Annotated in this window: 24 protein-coding genes; 8 read left to right on the top strand and 16 right to left on the bottom strand. The window is 54.2% G+C overall.

Features of this window, described 5'->3' with window-relative positions:
* Nucleotides 1–197: 197 nt before the first annotated feature.
* A complete protein-coding gene (locus NA389_RS20585; RefSeq protein WP_000213959.1) occupies nucleotides 198–1,010 on the top strand; it encodes a dienelactone hydrolase family protein in 813 nt (270 codons plus the stop codon).
* A 79-nt stretch (nucleotides 1,011–1,089) separates the two neighbouring features.
* Here NA389_RS20585 and NA389_RS20580 read toward each other — a convergent pair whose 3' ends face one another.
* Together NA389_RS20580 and metE are read right to left on the bottom strand one after the other, a co-directional pair.
* Nucleotides 1,090–2,433, bottom strand: a complete 1,344-nt coding sequence (locus tag NA389_RS20580) for an anaerobic sulfatase maturase (RefSeq protein WP_000017946.1) — start codon at nucleotides 2,431–2,433, stop codon at nucleotides 1,090–1,092.
* A gap of 334 nt (nucleotides 2,434–2,767) precedes the next feature.
* Nucleotides 2,768–5,032, bottom strand: coding sequence for a 5-methyltetrahydropteroyltriglutamate--homocysteine S-methyltransferase (gene metE / locus NA389_RS20575; protein ID WP_000154193.1), 2,265 nt, complete (start codon nucleotides 5,030–5,032; stop codon nucleotides 2,768–2,770).
* Nucleotides 5,033–5,280: 248 nt separating this feature from the next.
* On the opposite strand from metE, the gene metR reads away from it, so the two are divergent.
* The gene (gene metR / locus NA389_RS20570) at nucleotides 5,281–6,234 is read left to right on the top strand and encodes an HTH-type transcriptional regulator MetR (RefSeq protein WP_000569786.1); all 954 of its coding nucleotides are present in this window, start codon (nucleotides 5,281–5,283) and stop codon (nucleotides 6,232–6,234) included.
* Here metR and NA389_RS20565 read toward each other — a convergent pair.
* From NA389_RS20565 to pldB, 3 genes are all read right to left on the bottom strand, one after another.
* On the bottom strand, nucleotides 6,122–7,021 hold the full coding sequence (locus NA389_RS20565; RefSeq protein ID WP_001196254.1) for a carboxylate/amino acid/amine transporter: 900 nt from the start codon (nucleotides 7,019–7,021) through the stop codon (nucleotides 6,122–6,124). The genes metR and NA389_RS20565 overlap by 113 nt on opposite strands.
* Nucleotides 7,022–7,101: 80 nt before the next feature.
* Entirely contained in the window at nucleotides 7,102–7,902 is an 801-nt protein-coding gene (yigL, locus tag NA389_RS20560) for a sugar/pyridoxal phosphate phosphatase YigL (protein WP_000285334.1), read from the bottom strand.
* Nucleotides 7,903–7,917: 15 nt separating this feature from the next.
* Complete coding sequence (gene pldB, locus NA389_RS20555; RefSeq protein ID WP_000487685.1) at nucleotides 7,918–8,934, bottom strand: lysophospholipase L2; 1,017 nt, start codon at nucleotides 8,932–8,934, stop codon at nucleotides 7,918–7,920.
* A gap of 110 nt (nucleotides 8,935–9,044) precedes the next feature.
* Between pldB and rhtB the strand changes: the two genes are divergently transcribed.
* Nucleotides 9,045–9,665 (top strand): homoserine/homoserine lactone efflux protein, encoded by a 621-nt coding sequence (gene rhtB / locus NA389_RS20550; protein WP_000142523.1) that lies wholly within the window; start codon nucleotides 9,045–9,047, stop codon nucleotides 9,663–9,665.
* 39 nt (nucleotides 9,666–9,704) lie between these two features.
* On the opposite strand, the gene rhtC is transcribed toward rhtB, so the two are convergent.
* The 3 genes from rhtC to pldA form a co-directional block, all read right to left on the bottom strand.
* Complete coding sequence (gene rhtC / locus NA389_RS20545; protein WP_000928814.1) at nucleotides 9,705–10,325, bottom strand: threonine export protein RhtC; 621 nt, start codon at nucleotides 10,323–10,325, stop codon at nucleotides 9,705–9,707.
* Between the two features lie 63 nt (nucleotides 10,326–10,388).
* On the bottom strand, nucleotides 10,389–12,218 hold the full coding sequence (gene recQ / locus NA389_RS20540; RefSeq protein ID WP_023251717.1) for an ATP-dependent DNA helicase RecQ: 1,830 nt from the start codon (nucleotides 12,216–12,218) through the stop codon (nucleotides 10,389–10,391).
* Nucleotides 12,219–12,301: 83 nt separating this feature from the next.
* A complete protein-coding gene (gene pldA / locus NA389_RS20535) occupies nucleotides 12,302–13,171 on the bottom strand; it encodes a phospholipase A (protein WP_001201693.1) in 870 nt (289 codons plus the stop codon).
* A 164-nt stretch (nucleotides 13,172–13,335) separates the two neighbouring features.
* Between pldA and yigI the strand changes: the two genes are divergently transcribed.
* Both yigI and rarD read left to right on the top strand, forming a co-directional pair.
* On the top strand, nucleotides 13,336–13,803 hold the full coding sequence (gene yigI, locus NA389_RS20530; protein WP_001277136.1) for an acyl-CoA thioesterase YigI: 468 nt from the start codon (nucleotides 13,336–13,338) through the stop codon (nucleotides 13,801–13,803).
* A 44-nt stretch (nucleotides 13,804–13,847) separates the two neighbouring features.
* Nucleotides 13,848–14,744 carry an EamA family transporter RarD gene (gene rarD / locus NA389_RS20525; protein ID WP_000339079.1) on the top strand — a complete coding sequence of 299 codons (897 nt, stop codon included), beginning with the start codon at nucleotides 13,848–13,850 and terminating at the stop codon, nucleotides 14,742–14,744.
* Between the two features lie 73 nt (nucleotides 14,745–14,817).
* Here rarD and corA read toward each other — a convergent pair whose 3' ends face one another.
* From corA to lptM, 8 genes are all read right to left on the bottom strand, one after another.
* Nucleotides 14,818–15,768 (bottom strand): magnesium/cobalt transporter CorA, encoded by a 951-nt coding sequence (corA, locus tag NA389_RS20520; protein WP_000947139.1) that lies wholly within the window; start codon nucleotides 15,766–15,768, stop codon nucleotides 14,818–14,820.
* Between the two features lie 155 nt (nucleotides 15,769–15,923).
* Nucleotides 15,924–15,980 carry a YsgD/CorL family protein gene (gene ysgD, locus NA389_RS20515; RefSeq protein ID WP_213083418.1) on the bottom strand — a complete coding sequence of 19 codons (57 nt, stop codon included), beginning with the start codon at nucleotides 15,978–15,980 and terminating at the stop codon, nucleotides 15,924–15,926.
* 259 nt (nucleotides 15,981–16,239) lie between these two features.
* Nucleotides 16,240–18,402, bottom strand: a complete 2,163-nt coding sequence (gene uvrD, locus NA389_RS20510; RefSeq protein WP_000383436.1) for a DNA helicase II — start codon at nucleotides 18,400–18,402, stop codon at nucleotides 16,240–16,242.
* A 135-nt stretch (nucleotides 18,403–18,537) separates the two neighbouring features.
* Nucleotides 18,538–19,254, bottom strand: coding sequence for a 5-amino-6-(5-phospho-D-ribitylamino)uracil phosphatase YigB (yigB, locus tag NA389_RS20505; RefSeq protein WP_001213560.1), 717 nt, complete (start codon nucleotides 19,252–19,254; stop codon nucleotides 18,538–18,540).
* Nucleotides 19,254–20,156, bottom strand: coding sequence for a tyrosine recombinase XerC (xerC, locus tag NA389_RS20500; RefSeq protein WP_000132868.1), 903 nt, complete (start codon nucleotides 20,154–20,156; stop codon nucleotides 19,254–19,256). The genes yigB and xerC overlap by 1 nt, the downstream gene beginning before the upstream one ends.
* Complete coding sequence (locus NA389_RS20495) at nucleotides 20,153–20,860, bottom strand: DUF484 domain-containing protein (RefSeq protein WP_000812760.1); 708 nt, start codon at nucleotides 20,858–20,860, stop codon at nucleotides 20,153–20,155. Before NA389_RS20495 ends, xerC begins: the two co-directional genes overlap by 4 nt.
* Complete coding sequence (gene dapF, locus NA389_RS20490) at nucleotides 20,857–21,681, bottom strand: diaminopimelate epimerase (RefSeq protein WP_001160671.1); 825 nt, start codon at nucleotides 21,679–21,681, stop codon at nucleotides 20,857–20,859. The genes NA389_RS20495 and dapF overlap by 4 nt, the downstream gene beginning before the upstream one ends.
* A gap of 36 nt (nucleotides 21,682–21,717) precedes the next feature.
* Nucleotides 21,718–21,921 carry an LPS translocon maturation chaperone LptM gene (gene lptM, locus NA389_RS20485; protein ID WP_000799903.1) on the bottom strand — a complete coding sequence of 68 codons (204 nt, stop codon included), beginning with the start codon at nucleotides 21,919–21,921 and terminating at the stop codon, nucleotides 21,718–21,720.
* A 185-nt stretch (nucleotides 21,922–22,106) separates the two neighbouring features.
* Here lptM and NA389_RS20480 point away from each other — a divergent pair, with 185 nt between their 5' ends.
* The 3 genes from NA389_RS20480 to cyaY all read left to right on the top strand — a co-directional run bounded on the left by NA389_RS20480 (nucleotide 22,107) and on the right by cyaY (nucleotide 24,877).
* Nucleotides 22,107–24,119: a hypothetical protein gene (locus NA389_RS20480; protein ID WP_001667146.1), complete on the top strand. Its 2,013-nt coding sequence runs from the start codon at nucleotides 22,107–22,109 to the stop codon at nucleotides 24,117–24,119.
* Nucleotides 24,098–24,487, top strand: a complete 390-nt coding sequence (locus NA389_RS20475; protein ID WP_001124434.1) for a DUF3021 family protein — start codon at nucleotides 24,098–24,100, stop codon at nucleotides 24,485–24,487. The genes NA389_RS20480 and NA389_RS20475 overlap by 22 nt, the downstream gene beginning before the upstream one ends.
* A 69-nt stretch (nucleotides 24,488–24,556) precedes the next feature.
* The gene (cyaY, locus tag NA389_RS20470) at nucleotides 24,557–24,877 is read left to right on the top strand and encodes an iron donor protein CyaY (RefSeq protein WP_000999926.1); all 321 of its coding nucleotides are present in this window, start codon (nucleotides 24,557–24,559) and stop codon (nucleotides 24,875–24,877) included.
* Nucleotides 24,878–24,908 lie beyond the last annotated feature (31 nt).

Here is a 24,908-nt window from a genome sequence, read left to right as displayed (position 1 = left end):
TAAAGATATTTTCGTGACAGCCATCACTATGGCGTAAAACAATTGCACTCGCTTACCATTAAAAAGTGATGTACATCACAATAAATAATCAATATCGCCAGGCATTGCACAAAAGATAGCCGCTTTAAGGCAATGTGGTTTGTTACACACTGTCTATAGTTAAGATTGCGCTATTTTTTAAGGGTACGGAGAATACCATGACAACGACACATCCATCCGGCTTTGCACCTGCAGCTTCCCCACTTGCCCCTACGATGATTCATACGCCTGATGGGGCCATTAGCGCGGGGATAACGTCGATTCCCTCTCAGGGCGACGATATGCCAGCCTATTACGCCAGACCAAAGGCAAGCGACGGCGCGCTGCCTGTGGTCATTGTGGTACAGGAAATTTTTGGCGTACATGAACACATTCGCGATATTTGCCGACGACTGGCGCTGGAAGGCTATCTCGCTATCGCGCCGGAGCTCTATTTCCGCGAAGGCGACCCCAATGATTTCGCCGATATACCCACATTATTGAGCGGGCTGGTGGCTAAAGTACCCGATTCGCAAGTCCTTGCCGACCTGGATCACGTCGCCAGTTGGGCTTCGCGCAACGGCGGGGATGCGCATCGGCTAATGATCACCGGTTTTTGTTGGGGAGGCCGGATTACCTGGCTGTACGCCGCGCACAACCCACAGTTAAAAGCGGCGGTAGCGTGGTACGGCAAGCTGGTAGGCGACACGTCACTCAATTCGCCGAAGCATCCCGTTGACATCGCCACCGATCTTAACGCGCCGGTACTGGGTTTATACGGCGGGCAGGATACCAGTATTCCACAGGAGAGCGTGGAAACCATGCGTCAGGCGCTACGCGCCGCTAATGCGAAGGCGGAAATCGTGGTCTATCCCGATGCAGGGCACGCGTTTAATGCCGATTATCGTCCGGGCTACCACGAAGCCTCAGCGAAAGACGGTTGGCAAAGAATGCTGGAATGGTTCGCGCAGTACGGTGGGAAAAAAGGCTAACCACAGCGCATTACGATGTTTGTTGGGCCTACGAGACCGGAGTCGGTGTAGGCTCAACAAAGCGTCATCGCCACGTTAGCTATGCTTTACCACAGCATTTTTTATATTTTTTGCCGCTGCCGCAGGGACAGAGATGGTTACGACTGACGGCTCCTGTATCTTTACGCGCGTCCTGCGCCAGCCAGCGCATGATCGATGCCATCGGATAGCCTTGCGCCAGCAGCTCCCGCCAGACATTCATATACGGCGTAACGTGCTGGAAAAAATGCTTATAGCCCGCACACAAGTAATTATGCGCAGGATGACCGGACGGCGAGACGGCAAAGCGATGCTTCGGACAGCCGCCATGACACGCAAAGCGGTAGTCACAGCGACGACAATCGGCGGTCAGGGTCTCCCGCTTGGCCTCGCCAAACGCAATAGCCCGCTCGCTATTATTTAAGGTTTTGATGCTGTGCTGGTGGATATTCCCCAGCAGATGCTCCGGGTAGACAAAGTGGTCGCAGTTGTAGAGATCGCCGTTCGACTCCAACGCGAAGGCATGTCCACAAGTCTCGGAATGCACACACAGTATCGGCTTCTGCGCCGTCCAGGCGGCTAACGCCACGTCAAACATCTGCACATAGACGCGGTCTACGTCGCGACGAACCCAGATATCAAAGATCTGGTTGAGAAATTCGCCATATTGCCACGACGGTACCGTCCATGGCGCCAGCGTCGCCGCGCTTTCGCCGGGCATCACCAGATTAAGTACCGATGAGTTATCGGTGCTCATTCGCTCCACCAGCGGGATAAACTGAATAAAACGCGATCCCGCCGCCAGAAGAAATTCGTAGACGTCTGCTGCATGACCGACGTTATGTTTTCCCACGACGGTTAAGGTATTAAAGTCGACATGGTGCGCTTTAAGCCGCGCCATTGCTGCGACGACCTGTTCATGAGTTCCTTTTCCAGCGCGATTAAGCCGATAGTGGTTGTGTAACGACGCCGGGCCGTCGATAGAGAGACCGATGAGAAAATGCTGTTCAGCGAAAAAGCGCGCCCACTCGTCATTCACCAGGATGCCGTTCGTCTGCAACGCATGAGTGATTTTTCGCCCATCGCCGTACTTTTCACATAATGCGACAACCCGACGGAAAAACGGTAGCCCCATCATGGTCGGTTCGCCGCCCTGCCAGGCAAAGTCAATGCGGTCGCCACTCTGCGCGGCAATATGCTGGCGTATAAACTGTTCCAGCGTCTCGTCCGACATCCGCCAGTTTTTATTGCGTTCCGGGTACAGCGCCTCTTTTTCAAGATAGAAGCAATATGTGCAATCAATATTGCAGATCGCGCCGCCGGGTTTGGCCATTACGTGACAACCTGCTACCGCCATGTCAGACATCTCCGTTAAAAAATAAGGTTCACCAGCGCCATGAGACAATGCGACGTTTACCGTCGCCAGGGAACATAACAGAATGGAAAACCTCGTTTTGTGCTATGAGAGCGCTGGGCGATCATGACAGGAAAAACGATCTGCGAGGCAATAAAATCCGCCGCGCTGCTTCCGGGGACGCTATCCGCCTGATTGTTATTCATACGGAGAACCTTTTTATTATCAAGATCGCCAAATAGCCAGATCCTGAAAAAGACAGCGCGGAAAATAAGAAAAAGGGAAATGAGAAGAAAGAGGCACTGTTAATCAGGTCAGACACGGGCGCTACCCGTCAAAAGGTAGCGCCGCATTGCTGTCGGATAAACGCAGCGGCCAGGATGGGTTATTTCGCCTGACGCAGATTGTGCGCCGCTTTGACCATGTTCGCTAACGCCGCGCGGGTTTCCGGCCAACCGCGAGTTTTCAGACCGCAGTCCGGATTCACCCACAGGCGTTGTGCCGGAATACGCTGTGCCGCCTTCTTCAGCAGGGCTTCAATCCACTCGACGCTCGGCACGTTCGGCGAGTGAATATCGTACACGCCCGGCCCGATTTCGTTCGGGTAGTCGAACGCTTCGAACGACTCCAGCAACTCCATATCCGAGCGGGAGGTCTCAATGGTGATCACATCCGCGTCCAGCGCGGCGATCGAATCCATAATGTCGTTGAACTCGCAGTAACACATGTGGGTGTGGATCTGAGTTTCATCCTTCGCCACCGCCGCGTTGATGCGGAAGGCTTCCACACCCCATTCCAGATAGGCGTCCCAGTCGCTGCGACGCAGCGGTAGACCTTCGCGCAGCGCCGGTTCGTCGATCTGAATAATCCCAATCCCCGCCGCCTCCAGATCCGCGACTTCATCACGCAGCGCCAGCGCAATCTGTTTCGCAATCGTTTCGCGGGTCACGTCTTCGCGGGGGAATGACCAGCAAAGAATAGTCACCGGGCCGGTCAACATCCCTTTTACCGGCTTGTCGGTCAGCGACTGGGCATATTTCGCCCACTCCACGGTAATCGGTGCCGGACGGCTGATATCGCCAATCACTACCGGCGGTTTCACACAGCGGGAGCCATAGCTTTGCACCCAACCATTCTGGGTAAAGACGAAGCCGTCCAGATGCTCGCCGAAGTATTCCACCATGTCGTTTCGCTCGGCTTCGCCGTGTACCAGCACATCCAGCCCTAAACGCTCCTGCTCGATGATAGCCTGTTTGATATGTTCGGCGATGCCGGTGCGGTAGTTATTCGCGTCGAGGTTGCCCTTTTTGAAGTCCAGACGCAGGCCGCGAATTTCCGTGGTTTGCGGAAACGAACCGATAGTCGTCGTCGGCCAGGCGGGAAGTTTAAAGCGGGCGCGTTGCGCTTCAGCGCGCACCTCATACGGATTCTCACGCTGGCTGTCCTGCGCGGTGATCGCCGCCAGGCGTTTTTCTACCGCGGCATTATGTACGCGGCGGGAGTGACGACGAGCCTGAATCGGTGCGCTCCATTCCTCAAGCGCCGCCGTTTCGCCGCTGTTCAGCGCATCGCGCAGCAACGCCAGTTCACCGCATTTTTGCAGCGCAAAGGCAAACCAGCTTTTAACTTCCGTATCCAGACGCGTTTCGACGCTGAGATCGATCGGGCTGTGCAGCAAAGAGCAGGAGGATGCTACCCACAGCGCGCGTTTGCCCACAATGGCGTTAATCTGCGCGTATTTTTCGGTCAAATCGGCGCGCCAGACATTACGCCCGTTAATCAAGCCTGCAGAAAGCAGCCAGTCGACCGGCAGACGTTGATGCAGTTCCGCTACATCATCTTTGCCATGAATGAGGTCAACATGTAGCCCCTGTACCGGTAGCGCGATAATAGTGTCCAGGTTTGGCGTCACGCCTTCAAAATAGGTCGTCAGCAACAGCTTCACCTGGCCGGCGAGCGCGTCGTAAGCCGGTTTGAAGGCATCCAGCCACGCCTGCGGCAGTTCCAGCACCAGCGCTGGCTCATCAATTTGGACCCACTCAATACCACGTTTTGCCAGTTCAGCCAGCACGTGCTGATACACCGGCAAAATGTCTTTCAGCAACGTCAGGCGGTCAAACGGCTCGCCTTTCACTTTACCCAGCCACAGATACGTGACGGGCCCCAGCAGTACGGGTTTGATCTTATGCCCCAGCGCCAGCGCTTCGTCCACTTCCTCCAGCAACTGTGTCCAGGTGAGTCTGAACTGCTGGCCTTTGCTGAACTCCGGTACTATGTAGTGATAGTTAGTATTAAACCATTTGGTCATTTCCGCTGCCGCCGCTGGTTCACCGGTTGGCGCGCGACCGCGGCCAATGCGGAACAGAGTGTCGATGTCCACGGAACCGTCGTTGTTCTGATGACGAGCCGGCACATTGCCTAACAGCAGGCTGGTGGTCAGAACATGGTCGTACCAGGCAAAGTCGCCTACCGGTAACAGGTCAATACCCGCTTGTTTCTGCTGCTCCCAGTGACGCGCGCGCAGTTCGCGCCCCACCGCCAGTAACGCTTCACGCGTTGTGTTCCCCGCCCAATAGCTCTCTTGCGCTTTTTTCAACTCGCGACGCAGGCCAACGCGAGGAAAACCGAGGGTGTGAGTCAATATTGTCATTTTACTTACTCTCTTATTTTATTGAATCTGAAAGTAAAACTCTAAATAGTTCGGCTTGCAGGAAGGCGGCGACACAGCGCATCCCCAGGAGCTTACTGAAGTAAGTGACTGGGGTAAGCAAGGAAGCCAACGCATCTGCAAGTCGAAATATGACGAGTTTTAGACGTCTGGATGTTTACACATCCATAATGTAAAGGTACTGTATATTCCTCAAGCGCAATTTGTTCATGGCGAAGTGAAGGACTTTCATGATCGAAATTAAACATCTGAAAACACTCCAGGCATTGCGGAATAGTGGATCGCTGGCTGCTGCTGCTGCGGTGCTGCACCAGACCCAATCCGCTCTGTCTCATCAGTTCAGCGATCTGGAACAACGCCTTGGCTTCCGCCTGTTCGTGCGTAAAAGCCAGCCGCTGCGCTTTACGCCGCAGGGGGAAGTTCTGCTGCAACTGGCAAACCAGGTGCTGCCGCAAATCAGCCGTGCGCTGCAGGCGTGCAACGAACCGCAGCAAACTCGTCTGCGCATCGCTATTGAATGTCATAGCTGTATTCAGTGGTTGACCCCGGCGCTGGAAAACTTCCGTGCAAGCTGGCCGCAGGTAGAAATGGATTTCACATCCGGCGTCACTTTTGATCCGCAACCGGCCTTGCAACAGGGCGAGCTGGATTTGGTGATGACGTCGGATATTTTGCCGCGCAGCGGGCTGCATTATTCGCCGATGTTTGATTTTGAAGTCCGACTGGTGCTGGCGCCCGACCATCCGCTGGCCAGCAAAACGCAGATTACGCCGGAAGATTTAGCCAGCGAAACGCTGTTGATTTACCCGGTGCAGCGCAGCCGACTGGATGTCTGGCGACATTTCCTGCAACCGGCGGGTATCAGTCCGCTGCTGAAAAGCGTGGATAATACGCTACTGCTGATTCAGATGGTGGCGGCCAGAATGGGCATTGCCGCCCTGCCGCACTGGGTGGTGGAAAGCGTTGAGCGCCAGGGTCTGGTGGTGACCAAAACCCTGGGCGATGGTCTGTGGAGCCGCCTGTATGCCGCCGTGCGCGACGGCGACCAGCGTCAGGCGGTGACCGAGGCGTTTATTCGCTCGACGCGGGATCACGCCTGCGATCATCTGCCGTTTGTGCGGAGCGCGGAGCGACCCATTTTCGATGCACCCACAGCGAAGCCAGGATCACAGCCGCGCCTGTAATAAAGCTTGGCCAGTGGGGCTGCTGATGCCAGATGGCAAGATTAACCAGCAGTCCTGCGGGAACATGCATATTATTCATGATACCCAGCGTCCCGGCGTCTACCTGGGTAGCGCCATAGTTCCACATAAAGTAGCCAATGCCGGACGCCACCACGCCGAGAAACACCAGAATGCTCCATTGCAGCGTGGTTTCCGGCAGCTTTTGCGCGTTCCCCAACAGCGACCACGCCACCGCCGCCACCAAAAACGCCCCCAGATAGAACCACGCAAAGGCGTTGTGCTGCGGCATGGGACGGGTCTCCATCAGACGTTTATACCCCACCATTCCGATAGCGAAACTGATATTAGAAAGCTGCACCAGGAGCAAACCGACCCAAAAATGGTCGGTCACGCGATCGTAGCGAATAATCCCGGCGCCAATCACCGCCAGCAACGCGCTAAATGCATAGCCCCAGCGCAAACGACGCTGACTCATCACATCGTAAATCAGCGTGATATAGAGCGGCGTCAGAACGGTAAACAGCAGCAGTTCGGATACGGTCAGGTAGAGGTAAGCATGGAAGCTCAACATATACATGATGCCAAGCTGCATCGCCCCCACCAGCATATACAGGCTGATGGTTTTTAAGTTGTGCCCGCGAGAACGCAAAAACGGCAGAAAAACGAGCGCCGCCAGCCCAACGCGTATCAGCACCGCGAAATAGCTATCGACATGCCCGGCAAGATACTCGCCAAATAGACTAAAGGAGAAAGCCCACAGGATAGTGGTAATGATGAGTAGCGCCACAATGGATGTCTCTTAAAACAGGGAACACCCATTGTAGCGGAGAGTGAAGTTGACAACTGGTCAACTAACAAACAATCACATCAACGTAAGAAAAGATCGCGCAGGTAATGCGGCACGGCGTTATCCGCGTTGATGCCGATCACCTCAAGTTCGGGATACAGGTCTTTCAGACGCTGGTGCGCATTGCCCATGATGCAGCCTTTGCCCGCCATCGTGAGCATTTCAGCGTCGTTCATTCCGTCGCCAAAGGCGATACACTCTTTCAGGCTGTACCCCATCGCATGAGCGACCGCTTCCAGCGCATGACCTTTCGACACTCCGCCCGCCATCACTTCCAGACAGGTTAGCGTAGAGAAGCTCACGTTTACCCGATCGCCCCAGCGCGCGTTAATCGCCTGCTCCAGCGGCAACAACTTTTCATGAGTGTCGCTGGTGAAAAACACTTTGCTGACGCCCTCCGGCTCCAGCAGCGCAGGCTCAAACAGCGAATAGTTAAATACCGCCTCTTTGAAAAAACGCATTTCATCGGGGCGATGACGATTCATAAACCATTCGTCGTCGCGATAAACGTTAGTCACGATGTCCGGGTTCGCATTCACCACTCCGAACAGGTCTCTGGCAATGTCGCTGTCCAGATTATGCGTAAAAACCAAATTCCCGTCGGTATCGTGCACTCGCGCGCCGTTGGAGGTGATCATGTAAGACTTGATTTCAAGATTATCGCGGATTTGCCCTACATCGACATGATGACGACCAGTGGCAAAGACAAAATGGATGCCGCGTGCGGTCAACAGCTTCAGAGTCTCTTTGGCATAAGGGGACAACGTATGGTCGGGGGAGAGCAGCGTGCCATCTAAATCAGACGCAACAACCTGATACATAATAAAATTTAACCTCTAAGCAAAGCGATTTCCGCTGGATAAATTAGGCTTGTTGAAAAATTCAACAATGGCGTTAAGCGCGACTGAGCGCATGGCGTCCTTTTCAAAAAGGATCTCATGGTACGCGCCTTTGATAACCAGCGGTTTTCCCCCTTCACAAGGGTATCCCGCCGCGGCGCGAATTTCACAAAAACGATCGTGGGTGCGGTTATCCACTACCCGCTCTTCTTCCGCCTGAATCAGTAGCGTAGGCGTCGTGTCATCGCTCGCCCCAGCCAGAACCTGCTCACCCGCCAGAATGCCTTCGCGTACCCAATGCCAGGTGGGGCCGCCAACGCGCAGCTGCGGCTCGTCGGCATAAAATCGTAAGTTGCGCTGATAACGCTGGCGGCTGTGGGTCAGCGCATTCATCCCAAACGGCAACGCCCGCCACTGACCGGTACCAATAGCGTAATCTTCACGGATACGCTGGTGCCCTTCGGCCCAGTCGAGAATATGGCGCACCATAAAGGAAGGCAAGCGTATCACAATACCAAACATCGGCGCGGTGAGCGCAATAGCGTCGCACCGCACACGATGGCGTTGCAGGAACAGAGTGGCTATCGCGCCCCCCATTGAGTGCGCCAGGATATAACGCTTACGCCACGGCCCCGGCTCAATTTCCTGCTGCCAGAACGCCGCTAAGTCCTCAACATAATCGTTAAAATGATCGACATGACCCCGATGCGGGTCCGATAACATCCGCCCGGAGCGCCCTTGACCACGGTGGTCGATGATGAAGATATCAAAACCGAGATGAAAAAGGTCATACGCCAGTTCAGCGTATTTTACATAACTCTCAATGCGGCCAGGACAAATGACGATCGTCCGATCGTTGGAATCATTTCGAAAACGGACAAAGCGCACCGGAATGTTACCCACGCCGATAAACTCCGCCTCTTCCCGCTGACGCCAGAAATCGGTCAGCGGCCCCATAGCAAAAGCGGCAAACGCATTTTCTCTTGTTTCCCAGTCATTTTGCTGCTGAAACATCGGGTTTTCGGCCTCGTTTACCAGGTAAAATCGTTTTTTGCGTCGTGCCTGACACAACACAGCGGCAGTAGCGTATTGTGGCACAAAAACAGACAACCAGGGAGTTTCGCATGACCTTTGAATGGTGGTTCGCCTATCTACTGACCTCAACTCTGCTGAGTCTTTCTCCGGGTTCAGGCGCCATCAATACCATGACGACGTCTATCAACCATGGATATCGTGGCGCAGCGGCTTCTATCGCCGGACTCCAGACCGGACTGGGGATACATATCGTACTGGTGGGCGTCGGACTGGGTACGCTCTTTTCGCGCTCGCTCCTCGCTTTTGAAATTCTGAAATGGGCTGGCGCGGCTTATCTTATCTGGCTGGGTATCCAGCAATGGCGCGCCGCAGGCGCTATCGATCTGCATACTCTCGCCCAGACGCAATCGCGGGGTCGGCTGTTCAAACGGGCGATATTTGTCAATCTAACCAATCCCAAAAGTATTGTCTTTCTTGCCGCCCTGTTTCCGCAATTCATCATGCCGCAGCAACCGCAACTGGCGCAGTACCTCATTCTCGGCGTTACCACGATTGTGGTGGATATGATTGTAATGACCGGTTACGCCACACTGGCGCAACGCATTGCCGCCTGGATTAAAGGACCAAAGCAGATGAAGGCGCTGAATAAAGCGTTTGGTTCGTTGTTTATGCTGGTAGGCGCGCTCCTGGCGTCGGCAAGACACGCGTGATAGTCGTGCCGGATGATGTTTATCCGGCCCGGAGGTAAATTAGCGCGAAATAATCAGGTGAATACCAAAGCCCGCAAACAGAGCGCCGGCAAAGCCATCAATCCATTTCGCCAGACGCTGATAGCCGCGGCGCATTTTCGGCAGCGCGAACAGGCTGGCGACTACGGTAAACCAGGCCAGCGTTTCCAGGGTGATTAACGCGAAAATACCCCAGCGCGCCGCAGCGCCGACGTTATCGCCGACAAACAGTGAAAAAACGGAACCAAAATAGATAATCGCTTTAGGATTCGACAGATTGGTCAGCAGCCCTTTGAGAAAGCTGCGCCCGCTCTGCGCCAGTTCAATGTGCGGAGAAGACGCCGCCGCATCCTGTTTTTTCAGCGCGCCGCGCAGCATCTGATAGCCCATCCAGCACAGATACAGGCCGCCGCCTACCATAATGATCGTATGCAGCCAGGCCATTTTTTCGATGATGAGATGCAGGCCAAGCAGCGCCACGCCCGCCCATACCATCACGCCGCAGGTAATGCCCAGTACGCCCATCATCGCTTCTTTACGCGAACGGCTGACAGCAGTTTGAGACACGAAGAAAAAGTCGGGGCCGGGGCTCATTAGCGCAACGATGTGCACCATTGCCACGGTGAAAAATAGCATCAACATAAAAATGGCTCGCGGGGAAATAGTTCAGTGAGTCACCATCCTGGCACTTTTTTGCCGGGCTGACTACTCTTCGTCATCACCATCGACATGCGCGCGGATGAGCGCCATGAATTCTTTCCCGAAGCGCTCCAGTTTGCGCATCCCAACCCCGTTAACGCTTAACATCTCGCTGGCGGAAACCGGCATCTGTTCCGCCATTTCTATCAACGTGGCGTCGTTAAAGACCACATACGGCGGCATATTCTCTTCATCAGCGATAGCTTTACGCAGCTTGCGCAACTTAGCGAACAATTTGCGATCGTAATTACCGCCGAACGATTTCTGCATCACGCGGGGTTTGAGGGCGACAATGCGCGGCACCGCAAGCTTTAGCGGAACGTCTCCACGGAGTACCGGACGCGCGGCATCCGTCAACTGTAATGCAGAGTGCTGCGCAATATTTTGCATTACCAGCCCCAGATGAATGAGCTGGCGAATCACGCTCACCCAGTGCTCATGGCTCTTTTCGCGCCCCATGCCATAAACCTTGAGTTTGTCATGACCGAAATCGCGGATGCGTTGGTTATTCGCGCCGCGGATCACCTCGACAACGTAGCCCATGCCAAAACGCTGGTTAACCCGACCAATGGTAGAAAGCGCAATCTGGGCATCGTTTAAGCCATCATATTGTTTGGGCGGATCAAGACAGATATCGCAGTTGCCGCACGGTTCTTGTCGGCCTTCGCCAAAGTAATTAAGCAATACCAGGCGGCGGCAGGTTTGCGCTTCGGCAAAAGCGCCCATCGCATTCAGTTTATGCCGTTCAATATCCTGAAGCTGTCCGGCTGGTTTCTCTTCCAGACAACGACGTAGCCAGGCCATGTCAGCCGGATCGTAAAATAGCATGGCTTCCGCAGGCAGTCCGTCGCGCCCGGCGCGGCCCGTTTCCTGATAGTAGGATTCAATATTACGCGGGATATCGAAATGCACGACGAAACGTACGTTAGGTTTGTTTATGCCCATTCCAAAAGCGACGGTCGCCACCACGATTTGCAGATCGTCGCGCTGAAATTTTTCCTGCACATCGGCGCGAATAGCGTTTTCCAGCCCCGCATGATAGGCCGCCGCGCTAATGCCGCGACTTTGCAAGCGCGCGGCGGTATCTTCCACTTTCGCCCGACTGTTGCAGTAGATGATACCCGATTTGCCGCGTTGCTCCTGAACATAGCGCATTAGCTGGTCGAGCGGCTTAAACTTCTCCATCAGCATGTAGCGGATATTCGGTCGGTCAAAGCTACTGATCTGGATTAACGGATCATTAAGCCCAAGCAGACGAATAATATCCAGGCGCGTGGTGTCGTCGGCGGTGGCGGTCAATGCCATAAACGGCAAAGCGGGAAAACGCTGGCGAAGCTGACCGAGCGCCGCATATTCCGGACGGAAATCATGTCCCCATTGCGAGATACAGTGCGCTTCATCCACCGCCAGCAATACCGGATTCCAGTGCGCCAGATGATCAAGAAAGTTGTCCAGCATCAGGCGTTCCGGCGCAATATACAGCAGACGAACCTGTCCGGTACGGCACCCCGCCATCACCTCAAGCTGCTGCTCGCGGCTTTGAGTGGAGTTCAGACAGGCCGCCGCCACACCGTTCGCCAGTAGCTGATCGACCTGGTCTTTCATCAACGAGATCAGGGGCGAAACGACGACGGTCAATCCGTCCAGCAACAACGCGGGGATTTGATAGCACAGAGATTTGCCGCCGCCGGTGGGCATGACGACCAAACAGTCGCGACCGGAGAGCGCAGTATCAATAATCGCTTCCTGACCCGGGCGAAACTGTTGGTAGCCAAAGGTTTCCTGCAAAACCTGTTTAGCCCCTGATTCCAGATTCAACACTTCCGCCTGCGCCACATTAACCCCGTTCACCATAAATCAAAACAGGCGCTATTTTCAGCGCCTGCGAGAGAAACTGCAATGTTTAAAACACGATCCAATCAGAAGATATCGTTAAGCATCACACCGACGCCGACACGTGTCTGATTAAAATTATAGTCGATCAGCGATTCGCCATAGCCGCTGTACACCTGGGTATAAAGCCGGACATGTTTAGTGACCGGATAGCTTAATCCAACTTCCGCGCCGCCGTAGCCTGTATTCCAGTTGTACTGGCCTTTGGCGCTTAATACCGCCTCGCCCAGGTGATAACCGATTTTAAGCTGGTAATAACCCATATATTTGGTGATGTCCGGATTATCGTCGGTACTGCCAATCACGTACCACGGTTTGACCTCTACCAGCCAGTTACCGTTTTCGGCCATCAGACGGGTATACAGACGGTTCCAGCTACGCGAGGTGGGGTCCGAACGTCCGTTAGAGTCATGGTTGTAGCCCATCTCTACGTCGCGCAGTGTCCAGCCGACAAAGCGATAATCGGTAGCAAAACCAAGAAAAAGCTGCGGTTCGTAGTTGGTTTCGCGAAACGGCGAAGACTCTTTACTGTTGGAAAGCTGCCACCAGGATTTCTGCGTATAGGAAGCGCCCAGTACCGAGTTCGGCCCCAGTATTCCGCGCCACAGCGGAAACGCCAGGCTCAACTGAAATTTCACTTCATCTTTACGTGCGTTTTCAGACCAGTTGTAGGTACTTATGGCCTCTTTGTTCAGATCGCTGGTGTTCGTGTAGATCAAGTAGTTCGTGTCATAAGGGTAAAGCGTAAAAGGGTTATCATGCTCCTGTAGCATGTTAGCGATGATACTTCCCCGTACTGCAGGCGCATCATGAACCTCTTTTATCGTAGCTTCTTGTGCATATGCCGCTAATGGCAGTAGCGTGGCTGGCAACAACCCTCTCAAAATCGCCCGCATTCTTGACGTTCTCCTGACGAAGTATTTTCAGCTTGAATCATTCTCTGCCAACCATTTTTACATATTTACACACATAGCCGTTAGTTATCCCTTCTTAAAGTAGAAAACAACAATTAAGAAGCATAACATCAACATTTCATTAACCAATGGAGTGTCAGGAATCTATGTCCGCTGTACTTACCGCTGAACAAGCTCTGAAATTAGTGGGTGAAATGTTTGTCTACCACATGCCGTTTAATCGGGCGTTAGGGCTGGAGCTGGAACGCTATGAAAAAGCGTTCGCCCAACTGGCCTTCAACAACCAGCCGATGATGGTCGGCAACTGGGCGCAAAGCATTTTACACGGCGGCGTGATCGCCTCTGCGCTGGATGTCGCCGCCGGACTGGTATGCGTCGGCAGCACGCTAACTCGCCACGAAACCATCAGCGAAGATGAACTACGCCAGCGCCTGTCGCGGATGGGAACGATTGACCTGCGCGTTGATTACCTGCGTCCGGGCAGAGGCAACCGCTTTACGGCCACCAGTAGCCTGCTGCGCGCAGGGAATAAAGTGGCCGTCGCCCGCGTGGAATTACACAATGAAGATCAGCTGTACATCGCCAGCGCCACCGCTACTTATATGGTGGGATAAAAGCAGGTAAACTGTTGTTACACTTCAGATACGAGTTTTTCCGGATGGACGCAAAACAAACACGGCAGGGCGTATTACTCGCTCTTGCCGCCTATTTTATTTGGGGGATCGCCCCCGCGTATTTCAAGCTGATCTATTACGTTCCCGCAGATGAGATCCTGACGCACCGCGTGATTTGGTCATTTTTCTTTATGGTGGCGCTGCTTAGCGTCAGCCGGCAGTGGCGACAGGTTAAGCGCTTACTGAAAACGCCAAAGAAGATTTTTCTGCTGGCCCTGTCCGCCGTACTGGTCGGCGGTAACTGGCTATTGTTCATTTGGGCGGTAAATAATCACCATATGCTGGAGGCCAGTCTGGGTTATTTCATTAATCCGCTGGTTAACATCTTGCTGGGGATGATTTTTCTTGGCGAACGCTTCCGTCGAATGCAGTGGCTGGCGGTGATTCTGGCGGTGTGCGGCGTGCTGGTGCAACTCTGGACCTTTGGCTCGCTGCCGATTATCGCGCTGGGGCTGGCGTTTAGTTTTGCGTTTTACGGCCTGGTGCGCAAGAAGATCGCCGTTGAAGCGCAGACGGGTATGCTGGTCGAAACGCTATGGCTGTTGCCGGTCGCCGCGATTTATCTGTTTGGCATTGCGGATAGCGCCACCAGCCATATGGGGCAAAACGCACTATCGTTGAACTTGCTGTTAATGGCGGCGGGTGTGGTCACTACGATTCCGCTGCTGTGCTTTACCGGAGCGGCTACGCGTCTGCGTCTTTCTACACTGGGCTTTTTCCAGTATATCGGCCCAACGCTGATGTTTTTACTGGCGGTGACGTTTTATGGCGAAGTGCCGGGCGCGGATAAGATGGTGACATTTGCGTTTATCTGGGTCGCGCTGGCGATTTTCGTGATGGATGCTGTCTATACCCATCGCAGACCGCGCATGAAAATGTAGCGTTTTTTGCCGGATGGCAACGTAAATGCCTGATCCTGTAGGCCTGGTAAGCGTAGCGCCACCAGGCACAATATTACAACCAGTTCTTGCGCTTAAAGTACAAATACGGCGCAAGCCCCGCCAGAATCATAAAGATAATCGCGCCTGGATAACCAAAGCTCCACTTCAGTTCCGGCATAAACTCGAAGTTCATCCCATAGCTGGAAGCGACCAGCGTCGGCGGCAGGAACACCACGGAAACCACCGAGAAGATTTTGATAATGCGGTTCTGCTCGATGTTGATAAAACCCATCGCCGCCTGCATCAGAAAGTTCACCTTCTGGAACAGCGATTCATTGTGCGGCAGCAAAGATTCGATATCGCGCAGGATCTCACGCGCCTGCTCCAGCTGCCCGCCCGGTAAGCGCGCCTTGCGCACCAGGAAGTTCAGCGCGCGTTGGGTATCCATCAGACACAGGCGTACCTTCCAGCCGATATCTTCCAGTTCCGCCAGCGTGGAGAGCGCTTCGTCGTATTCATCGCCCTGATGCCCTTCCATAATGACGCGGCTCAGTTTTTCCAGATCGCTGTAGATGTTTTCGATTTCATCCGCTAACTGTTCAATTTTGGTTTCGAACAGATCGAGCAGTAATTCGTATGCATTACCGTCGACCATCGCCTGGCTGCGGGCGCGCATACGATACAGACGGAAGGCGGGCAGTTCGCGTTCACGCAGCGTAAACAGACGGCCATCGCGAATAGTGAATGCCACCGTAGAGTTACCGGCATGATCTTCCGCATCTTCGAAGAAGAAGAAGGAGTGGATATGCAGTCCGTCTTCGTCTTCAAAGAAGCGCGCGGATGCTTCGATATCTTCCAGTTCAGGACGCGTCGCCAGACTCTGGCCCAGCTCAGATTGTACGCGCAATCGCTCGTCGTCGTCCGGTTCGACCAAATCGACCCATACGGCATCAATCAGGCTTTGTGACTCCTCGACTTCCAGCCGGGTCAGTCGGTTTTTTTCCAGTTGAAATGCGCTCAGCATGACCGGGACTCCCAATGCGTAAAAATATCGGACAGTTCAGATGGGCACACAGAAACAAATTGGGTTTCAGACCATTAAACAGCCTGACTCAACGCGACGGGAAAAAATGAAAGGTCGCTGACAACCGCTAAGGCTATCAGCAAAAAGGGATAGCCTTAGGAGTTGATCCTGGATAACAGGATAATGAGCCAGTATCTACTGGGTGTGTCCAAGGCGAATGTCCTCTTAGCGTAATCGTGGGCGCATGTTACGCCAGCAAAAATTTGCCGTCAACACGCAACGAAACGCGAAAAAGCAATAATTTCCCCTTATGCAGAAAGGTTAGCAGAGTGAGAGTATTTATCTATGATTTCAGAATATTAACATCACTATATCGCCGGATGGCGGCTTCGCCTTATCCGGCCTACAAATCAAAATGTTAGCCAGCGCGTAGGCCGGATAAGAGGTGCCATCCGGCAATATGAGAGCCGGTCAAACCGTTTCCAGCTTCGCATACGCGGCAACCAGCCATTTGATCCCTTGCCCCTGAAAAGCCACCTGCAACCGGCTATGCTCGCCGCTGCCCTCCAGGTTGACAATAGTTCCCTCGCCGAACTTCGCATGGCGCACGCGTTGGCCGAGTTTGTAGCCTGTGTCGTTTTCCGCCAGCGGCGTTCCCATTCGTTGATGGCTCACCGGACGACTGACGGTGGCGCGCAGACGGACCTCTTCCACGCACTCCTCCGGCAGTTCGCCGATAAAACGCGACGGGCGATGGTAGACCTCTTTACCGTACAGACGACGCGTTTCGGCATAGGTTAACGTTAGTTTCTGCATGGCACGGGTAACGCCGACGTAGGCCAGACGACGCTCCTCTTCCAAACGCCCGCCCTCATCCAGCGACATCTGGCTGGGGAACATGCCCTCTTCCATGCCGACGATAAACACCTGCGGAAACTCCAGCCCTTTGGCCGAGTGCAGCGTCATCAGCTGTACCGCATCCTGCCAGGTATCCGCCTGCCCCTCGCCCGCTTCCAGCGCCGCATGAGAGAGGAAGGCCTGCAACGGCATTAAATCTTCATCTTCGTCGTTGTAGCTGAACTGCCGCGTCGCCGTCACCAGTTCCTCTAAGTTTTCGATGCGCGTCTGGCCTTTCTCACCTTTTTCTTGCTCATACATGGTGCGCAGGCCGGAATCTTTGATCACCCGGTCAGTCTGCACATGCAGCGGCATGTCGGCGGTTTCCTGCGCCAGGGCGTCGATCAGTTCCATAAAGCGTTGCAACGCGCTGGCCGCACGCCCGGCCAGGGCTTTTTCCTGTAACAATTCACGGCACGCCTGCCACAATGTTAGCTGGCGATCGCGCGAGGTCTGGCGCACCACGTCCAGCGTGCGGTCGCCGATGCCGCGCGTCGGAGTGTTCACCACGCGTTCAAAGGCGGCATCATCGTTGCGATTGGCAATCAAACGCAGATAAGAGAGCGCATCTTTGATCTCCTGGCGTTCGAAGAAGCGCATACCGCCGTAAATCCGGTACGGCATACTGGCCTGTAATAACGCTTCTTCCAGCACGCGCGACTGGGCGTTGCTGCGATAAAGGATGGCGCATTGCGCAAGCGCGCCGCCGTTGTCCTGCCAGGTTTTGATACGGTTAACCACAAAGCGCGCTTCATCCAGTTCGTTGAAAGCGCAGTACAGCGATATCGGTTCGCCATCAACGCCATCAGTCCACAGTTTTTTACCCAAACGCCCATTGTTATTCTCAATCAGAGCGTTCGCCGCGCTAAGGATGTTGCTGGTCGAGCGGTAATTCTGCTCCAGACGAATGGTCTGCGCGCCGGGGAAATCATTGAGGAAGCGCTGGATGTTCTCTACCTGGGCCCCGCGCCAGCCGTAGATCGACTGGTCATCGTCGCCGACAATCATCACTTTACCGGTATCGCCCGCCAGCAGACGAACCCAGGCGTACTGAATGTTGTTGGTATCCTGGAATTCGTCCACCAGGATGTTAGTAAACCGCTCGCGATAGTGTTGCAGGATGTGCGGCTTGTTCAGCCATAGTTCATGAGCGCGCAGCAGTAGCTCGGCGAAATCCACCAGACCAGCGCGATCGCACGCTTCCTGATAGGCCTGATACACCTTCTGCCAGGTCTGCTCCACCGGGTTGCCATAGCTTTGAATATGGTGTGGGCGTAGCCCTTCGTCTTTCTGGCTATTGATGTACCACATCGCCTGACGCGGCGGCCACTGCTTCTCATCAAGATTCATCGCCTTAATCAGGCGTTTAAGCAAACGCATCTGATCTTCGCTGTCGAGAATCTGGAAATCCTGCGGCAAATTAGCGTCCATATGATGCGCGCGCAGCAGGCGGTGCGCCAGACCGTGGAACGTCCCTACCCACATTCCGCCCTGGCTGGTCCCCATCAACTGGCCAATACGATGGCGCATTTCCGCCGCCGCTTTGTTGGTAAAGGTCACCGCCATGATGGAGTATGGCGAGTTGTTTTCTACGCTCAGTAACCAGGCGATACGGTGCACCAGCACGCGGGTTTTCCCGCTTCCCGCGCCCGCCAACACCAGCATGTTGCTACGTGGCGCGGCCACCGCTTCGCGCTGTTTATCATTAAGGCTGTCGAGCAGGTAAGAAACGTCCATTGGCACCGCCGCGTAAAAACATGAAAACTAAAAACGCCCGGTGGCGCTTCGCTTACCGGGGCTACTTATCGTAGGGCGGATAAGCATAACGCCATCCGCCAGAATAACTGGGAATTTATACAGAACTACTGGTGATTATATCAGCGAGGTGAGAGATGCCAACCGCGAAATTTCGATATGCGGCAGTAAACGGCTGTCCTGCGTCCGCATCAGGTCGGCATTTTCAGGTTTAATCCAGCAGGCCTGCATCCCACAGCGAATAGCGCCAGCCACATCGGTAGTCAGATCGTCGCCGACATGCAGGATCTCGCCGATCGGCACATGCAGTTTTTCCGCCGCCAGGAAATACATGTCGCTAAACGGCTTGGAACGTCCATCCGGGCCGGCGCGCAGTACAAACTTAAAGTAATCGCCGAGGCCAAACAGTTCCGGCTGGGCGTTGCCGTTAGTGATCGCCACCAGCGGCCATTTTTTCGCAAGCTGCTGTAACGTCTCATGGGTAGCCTGCGGAACCTCAATCTGGCTGCGCCATTTGGCAAAATGCATCATCGCCGCATTCGCGCCGGCAATGGCCTCCTGCGCCGATAATCCCGCATCCCGCATGGCCTGCTCTATCGCGCGATGGCGCCAGCGGGTAACGTCATGATAGATTTCCGGCTCCGCTTCACGCACCGCCTGCCGTATCCGCTGTAAATCGACGTTTTGAAACGAACGTAGCGACGGGTGATAATTCTGCATAAAAGCGAGCGCTTCCTGCTCAGTACGCAAAATCACCGGACGGTTATCATAAAGGGTATCATCCAGGTCAAAGGTGAGCGCGGCAATACGCCCCAAAGGCCGGTAAAAACGCATTATTTCCCCCGTTTAGCGCGCGGATGCGCCGCGTCGTACACTGAAGCAAGATGTTGAAAATCAAGATGAGTATAAATTTGGGTGGTGGAAAGGTTGGCATGACCCAGCAGCTCTTGCACGCCGCGCAGATCGCCGCTCGATTCCAGCATATGGGTCGCAAACGAATGGCGCAGCTTATGTGGATGCACGTGGCTGTTTAGCCCCTGCTTTATGCCCCATTCAGCGAACCGTTTTTGGACATTGCGCGCGGAGATACGCTTGCCGAGCTTCGACAGGAATAACGCCTCTTCATCGCTGGCGAACAGTCCGCGCAGATCCAGCCAGTGCTCAATCCACGTCACCGCGTTACGGCCAATCGGCAGGCGTCGCTCTTTGCTGCCTTTACCCATTACCCACACTTCGCCGGTATCGAGATCGAGGTGCTTTATATCCAGGCCAACCAGTTCGGATAAACGCAGTCCCGCGCCGTACATGACCTCCAGCATCGCCCGATCACGTACGGCGAGCGGATCGTTAAGATCGATGTCCAGCAGGCGGTTAACGTCGTCGACATCAATATTTTTCGGCAGATGACGCGGCGCTTTCGGTGCGGAGACACCCTTCGCCGGGTTAGCTTTCAATTCGCCCTGACTGACTAACCAGTCAAAAAAGCTTCGCAATGCCGAGAGACGTAGCGCCAGACTGGCAGGGCCAAGCCCTTTACGCCGACTGCGCACCGCAAAACTGCGCACAATCGCAGCGTCACATTGTTGCCAGCTTTTCAGCCCGGTTTCTCCGGCTAAAGCGATAATGGCATCAAGCTGACGCTGGTAGTTCTGCAGGGTAATGGGGCTAAGCTGGCGCTCCACGCCTAAATAGCGCAGGAACCGCGAGACATCCAGAGAAAGCGCGACATCCGTCATACGCGTTTAATCCAGCGTTCCAGCAGTTCCGGCAGCATCAGCGCGATCTCCTGTAAAAGCTGCGTCCCCTGCCCAGGCTGATAGTGGTGCGGGTCACGGCTGCTGAAGAGAATCACCCCGAGGTCGCCATCGCTGCCCATCATCGACATAGCTACCGAGCCTACAGCTTTCGCCTCCGGCAAGACCACCAGCAGTTCCGGGCCGTTTAGCGGGCCAAGATAATGCTGCGACTGTCCCAGTCGTTGAATACGCAGCGGCTCGAAGGCCTGACGGTTTAAAGCCAGATGCGTATAGCGCGATGGCGCGCCAAGACGCCACCGATCCGGGAACAAACGCAGCGTCGCGCCGGCAAGCCCCAAATCGCGCGCCCAGCGGTGAAACCGCATCAGCATCTCATCCAGACTATCCGCGGCGACCAGACGGCTTTGCAGATGCAGCAAGCGATAAAACAGGCTTTCATTGGCATGGGCCTGTTCCATCAGCAGCGTCATATTTTCTTCAAGCACATTGATGTGATTACGCGCGCGGGCCATATGCCACTCAACGAGCGAAACCGTTCCCCGCACGGGATGTGGAACACGCATCGCTTCCACGGCATGGGCGTTACGGATAAAAAACTCAGGGTGGTGGCGCAGGTAATCGACGACCGCTCGATCGTCCAGTTCCGTGAGCGTTTCCTGTAGTTCTTCCTCTGGTTGCTTCATAAATGGATAAATCCGTCGTAGATATGTGCCGCCGGACCAGTCATGTATAACGGATGACCCGGACCTTTCCAGGCGATATCCAGCCGACCGCCCGGTAATTCCACGCGTACTTCTTCAGCCAGCAGCCCCTGCTGAATCCCCACGGCAACGGCAGCGCACGCGCCGCTGCCGCACGCGCGGGTCTCCCCTGCGCCGCGTTCATAGACTCGCAGCCGGATATGCTCACGTCTTACAACCTGCATAAAACCAATGTTGGCGCGTTCCGGAAAACGCTCATGGCTTTCCAGAACCGGCCCCAGCGTTTCAACGGCCGCCGTGTCGACGTTATCAACCTGAATGACACAGTGCGGATTGCCCATTGAAACCACGCCGCACAGTATGGTCTGTTCCGCCGCTCGCATAATATACGTCTTTTCCGCTTTGTTGGCGCGAAACGGCACCTGCGCGGGTTCAAAGTTTGGCTCCCCCATATTCACCCGCACCAGTTCATCTTCCGTGACGCTCAGTACCATCCGGCCATTCGCGGTACTGACCCGAATGTCGCGTTTATTGGTTAGCCCTTTCAGGCGAACAAATCGCGCGAAACAGCGCGCGCCATTGCCGCACTGCGAGACTTCACTGCCGTCGGCGTTGAAGATGCGGTAATGAAAGTCCAACTCAGGATCATAGGGAGGCTCAACTACCAGCAGCTGATCGAACCCTACGCCCAGGTGTCTGTCGGATAGCCGACGAATCAGTTCCGGCGAAAAAAAGACATTCTGCGTTACCGCGTCGACGACCATAAAATCGTTGCCAAGGCCATGCATTTTAGAGAATTGCATCATTCACTCCGTTCACGCGGGGACAGAAAACTATCCTCAGTAATTGACCTGGGACGGACCATCTCCCGTTGCGCGATCGTTCTTATCGGGCATCGTGGACTGCGTTTGCGAATCGACTTTTTTCGTCGGCGGCGGCGCATTTTTATCGGCTGGCGGGAAATAAAGCGGCCCTTTCAAACCGCAGCCCGTCAGGCTGAACAGAGTCAGAAGTACAGCGAGTGTCTTAAACACGTTTTTCATTATGGATTGCCTGTAAGTTCATGCTTTCTATTTTCTATCATCGCAGGAGAAGGCGTAAAAGCAAGCGTTTAGGGGCTCTTTATAAAATCTGAAAAGCGGCGCGTTGCCATGATTATTGCGCATTTACATCAGGAAACATGCTTTGCTAATCACTTTAGGTTTACGTACCACGTCCGGATGACCTTATGCAATATCGTAATTTGTTTTGCCTTTTTTCGCTTTCACTTCTGCTGCCTCCCGCCTGGGGATGCCGGCTAAGTGAATCTCCGCACAATGTTTATCAACGGCAAGGCAGCGGCGTGGTTTATCTCCAGCCAGAAGAGGAGAACAATCTTTCGTTGCCGGAGGTGAATTTCAAACGCCTGCGTCGGTTACCCAATTCATTGATTAACCCAGCAACTCAGGATGAGTGGGACAGGGAACCACCGCTCACCGACCTGACGACCGATCACGTTCATACCGGTGCACAGGCTATCTTCCCGCACTTTTCCTACTACAGCGACGGACGCGTTATTCTGTACGGTGGAAAAATCATGCGTAATCCGCCGGGGACGCCATCGGTAGATGTCGCCTCATTTCGCGCCTTTGGCAAAATCGGTGTTGATAAAAATAGTCTCTATTACGAAGGCAAACGAACGGATGACAACGGCGGCGAAAACCGCGTTAATTTACAGTCATTGCGCAAAGTTGAATTCAGCAGCCAGTGGAAACCAGACCTGATGGGCTTGACGCTGCGCGACGATCGCTTTCTTTATTTCGAAGGGCATCGCCTGAGCGACCCGGGCAGTTTCACCGTTCTGGCGCAAAAGCCCTGGGATCAGCGCGGTAAATTTTCCGCCACATTTAATCCGTGTGTCGCTGTCCCCTTTGATCCCTGGGATACGCTGGCCCGCACGCGTACAAAAATAATGCTCAATGGCGAACTATTGGATGCCGATCCGGATACCTTTTCCGTGGTGCGCTGGATGCCCGGTTCTCTATTGACCTGGCGCGATAAAAACGGCTTGCACCGTTACGTTCTCAACCAGAACAACCTGGATTGGGACATGCAAATTGAAAAACACTGTGATGCGTTCAACCTGCAGGAAAAACGCGTGCTGTGGCGTAAAGGTCCGGGATGTAAATTTGCCGAAATCCCCGGCCTTGACCCGGAACAATTTCATCCGCTCAGTAATGCGGTGGCGCAGTATCAGGATCGGCTTTATGTCATCAGGAAAACGGAATTCGGCGAAAACCAACTGGATGTCGTCACGCTGGATAACCCAAATCTGGTGATAGACAAGCGTTTTAATGCCGGGCGGCATCACGGTTATTTACTCACTAAAACGCGATCCGACTTTAAGGAAGAAGACGGATTGCAGGTATTCGAGTCGGCTGGCCCGCTTATTCTGATGGACTATCACGTTCCGGGCGAGACAGAAGCGCATCTGGGCGACAGCCCACATTACAAAAAATGGTACGCGCGCGACGATCGCTATGTTTACGCGTTTGATGGCGCTCAACTGTGGCGCTATCCTACGCCCAATCCCAAAGCTCTACGCGTGAAATGGCAAACAACGTACTCAGGATACGGCTATTGGGTGGATTACCGCATAGCCCAGTTAGATGGCGCTCTCATGGAGGATGGCTCTTTTATCGCCACGGGTATCCCGCGCGATCCTTCCGTAAAAACAGCCTATGTTAAAACCGATGGCACCTTTGACATCGGCAAAACAGCGGTTCGCTGGCGCAAGGTTCTGTCACCTGACGGCGAGTGGGGCCGTTGGCAAACCATTCCCAACGTTGACCCGAGTCAGTTTCATCTGGTTAACGATCGCATCGCGCAATATAAGAACCGGCTATACATTGCGAGGCTCTCACCTTTTGGCGAAGACCAGTTGGAAACGCTGGAACTGGATAGCGCAACCCCCTTCCTGAACCGGAAAATTAACGCCGGAAAAGAGCACGGCTATTTTATGCGTGATAGCCAACAAGGTCAGGGTATTCAGATCTTTAGCATCAATGGGCCGCTAAAAGTCACCGAGCGTTTTGCGTATGACAACCGCTACGTTTATACGTGGATTGGCAGCCAGCTTTACCGAACAGCATCCCCCTGCCCGGATAAGACGCATACTCTGAATAGGAACGTCAGGTACACCAACAATAAAGACATCATCATCATAACGCAGGCACAGGAATGCCAAAAATCACGCCGCTAAGCCGTTTTGCGCGCTTGGATAAACATTTGAAAAACGCCCTTCGGGGCGTGGGGATCGGTTCATGCATTTACGTCATTATTGAAAGCGTTATGCACGGCACGATAAACGGTGTTGAAGCTGCCGGGGTTCTGACGATAAGCGCGGTACTCGGTCTGCTTAGCGCTCTTTTGGATATCAAAGCAAAGCCGCGCGCCCCCTTAATCCTGTTGCATTTTCTCCTTTGCGGCAGCTGCGTCGTGCTGATGGTAGCAATGCTGTCGGCTCTGAACCATTTCCCGGTTAATGCGTCCGTCATCCTCATTGCCAGTGCGCTATTTATCGTCATTTATCTACCGCTGGGTTTTATTCTTTACCGCTCACAACGCTAAGGCGTATCGGTTCCAGAAGCTGACGCTTCCCCTTATACTGGCGCTATCACTCAATAGCGGGATAAAACAATGAACGACAGTGAATTTCATCGCCTGGCTGACGCCCTGTGGCTCACCATTGAAGAACGCCTCGATAGCTGGGACGGCGACAGCGATATCGACTGCGAAATTAACGGCGGCGTGCTGACCCTCAGCTTTGAGAACGGCAGTAAAATCATTATTAACCGTCAGGAGCCGCTGCATCAGGTATGGCTGGCGACCAAACAGGGCGGCTATCACTTTGACCTGAAAGGCGACGAGTGGATTTGCGATCGCAGCGGCGAAACCTTCTGGGATCTGCTGGAGCAGGCGGCGACACAGCAGGCAGGTGAAGCGGTGAGCTTCCGTTGATTTATTTGCCGGATGCGCTTTTCTTATCCGG

Source organism: Salmonella sp. NW645, from assembly GCF_051703725.1.
Classification (GTDB): Bacteria; Pseudomonadota; Gammaproteobacteria; order Enterobacterales; family Enterobacteriaceae; genus Salmonella; species Salmonella enterica.
This window is presented reverse-complemented; position numbering and strand designations above follow the sequence as displayed.

Excerpts from the sequence above, each read along its gene's own strand:
- NA389_RS20585 (WP_000213959.1), top strand. The coding sequence starts at position 198 with ATGACAACGACACATCCATCCGGCTTTGCACCTGCAGCTTCCCCACTT.
- metE (WP_000154193.1), bottom strand. The coding sequence starts at position 5,032 with ATGACAATATTGACTCACACCCTCGGTTTTCCTCGCGTTGGCCTGCGT.
- metR (WP_000569786.1), top strand. The coding sequence starts at position 5,281 with ATGATCGAAATTAAACATCTGAAAACACTCCAGGCATTGCGGAATAGT.
- yigL (WP_000285334.1), bottom strand. The coding sequence starts at position 7,902 with ATGTATCAGGTTGTTGCGTCTGATTTAGATGGCACGCTGCTCTCCCCC.
- pldB (WP_000487685.1), bottom strand. The coding sequence starts at position 8,934 with ATGTTTCAGCAGCAAAATGACTGGGAAACAAGAGAAAATGCGTTTGCC.
- rhtB (WP_000142523.1), top strand. The coding sequence starts at position 9,045 with ATGACCTTTGAATGGTGGTTCGCCTATCTACTGACCTCAACTCTGCTG.
- rhtC (WP_000928814.1), bottom strand. The coding sequence starts at position 10,325 with ATGTTGATGCTATTTTTCACCGTGGCAATGGTGCACATCGTTGCGCTA.
- pldA (WP_001201693.1), bottom strand. The coding sequence starts at position 13,171 with ATGCGGGCGATTTTGAGAGGGTTGTTGCCAGCCACGCTACTGCCATTA.
- yigI (WP_001277136.1), top strand. The coding sequence starts at position 13,336 with ATGTCCGCTGTACTTACCGCTGAACAAGCTCTGAAATTAGTGGGTGAA.
- rarD (WP_000339079.1), top strand. The coding sequence starts at position 13,848 with ATGGACGCAAAACAAACACGGCAGGGCGTATTACTCGCTCTTGCCGCC.
- corA (WP_000947139.1), bottom strand. The coding sequence starts at position 15,768 with ATGCTGAGCGCATTTCAACTGGAAAAAAACCGACTGACCCGGCTGGAA.
- uvrD (WP_000383436.1), bottom strand. The coding sequence starts at position 18,402 with ATGGACGTTTCTTACCTGCTCGACAGCCTTAATGATAAACAGCGCGAA.
- yigB (WP_001213560.1), bottom strand. The coding sequence starts at position 19,254 with ATGCGTTTTTACCGGCCTTTGGGGCGTATTGCCGCGCTCACCTTTGAC.
- xerC (WP_000132868.1), bottom strand. The coding sequence starts at position 20,156 with ATGACGGATGTCGCGCTTTCTCTGGATGTCTCGCGGTTCCTGCGCTAT.
- NA389_RS20495 (WP_000812760.1), bottom strand. The coding sequence starts at position 20,860 with ATGAAGCAACCAGAGGAAGAACTACAGGAAACGCTCACGGAACTGGAC.
- dapF (WP_001160671.1), bottom strand. The coding sequence starts at position 21,681 with ATGCAATTCTCTAAAATGCATGGCCTTGGCAACGATTTTATGGTCGTC.
- lptM (WP_000799903.1), bottom strand. The coding sequence starts at position 21,921 with ATGAAAAACGTGTTTAAGACACTCGCTGTACTTCTGACTCTGTTCAGC.
- NA389_RS20480 (WP_001667146.1), top strand. The coding sequence starts at position 22,107 with ATGCAATATCGTAATTTGTTTTGCCTTTTTTCGCTTTCACTTCTGCTG.
- NA389_RS20475 (WP_001124434.1), top strand. The coding sequence starts at position 24,098 with ATGCCAAAAATCACGCCGCTAAGCCGTTTTGCGCGCTTGGATAAACAT.
- cyaY (WP_000999926.1), top strand. The coding sequence starts at position 24,557 with ATGAACGACAGTGAATTTCATCGCCTGGCTGACGCCCTGTGGCTCACC.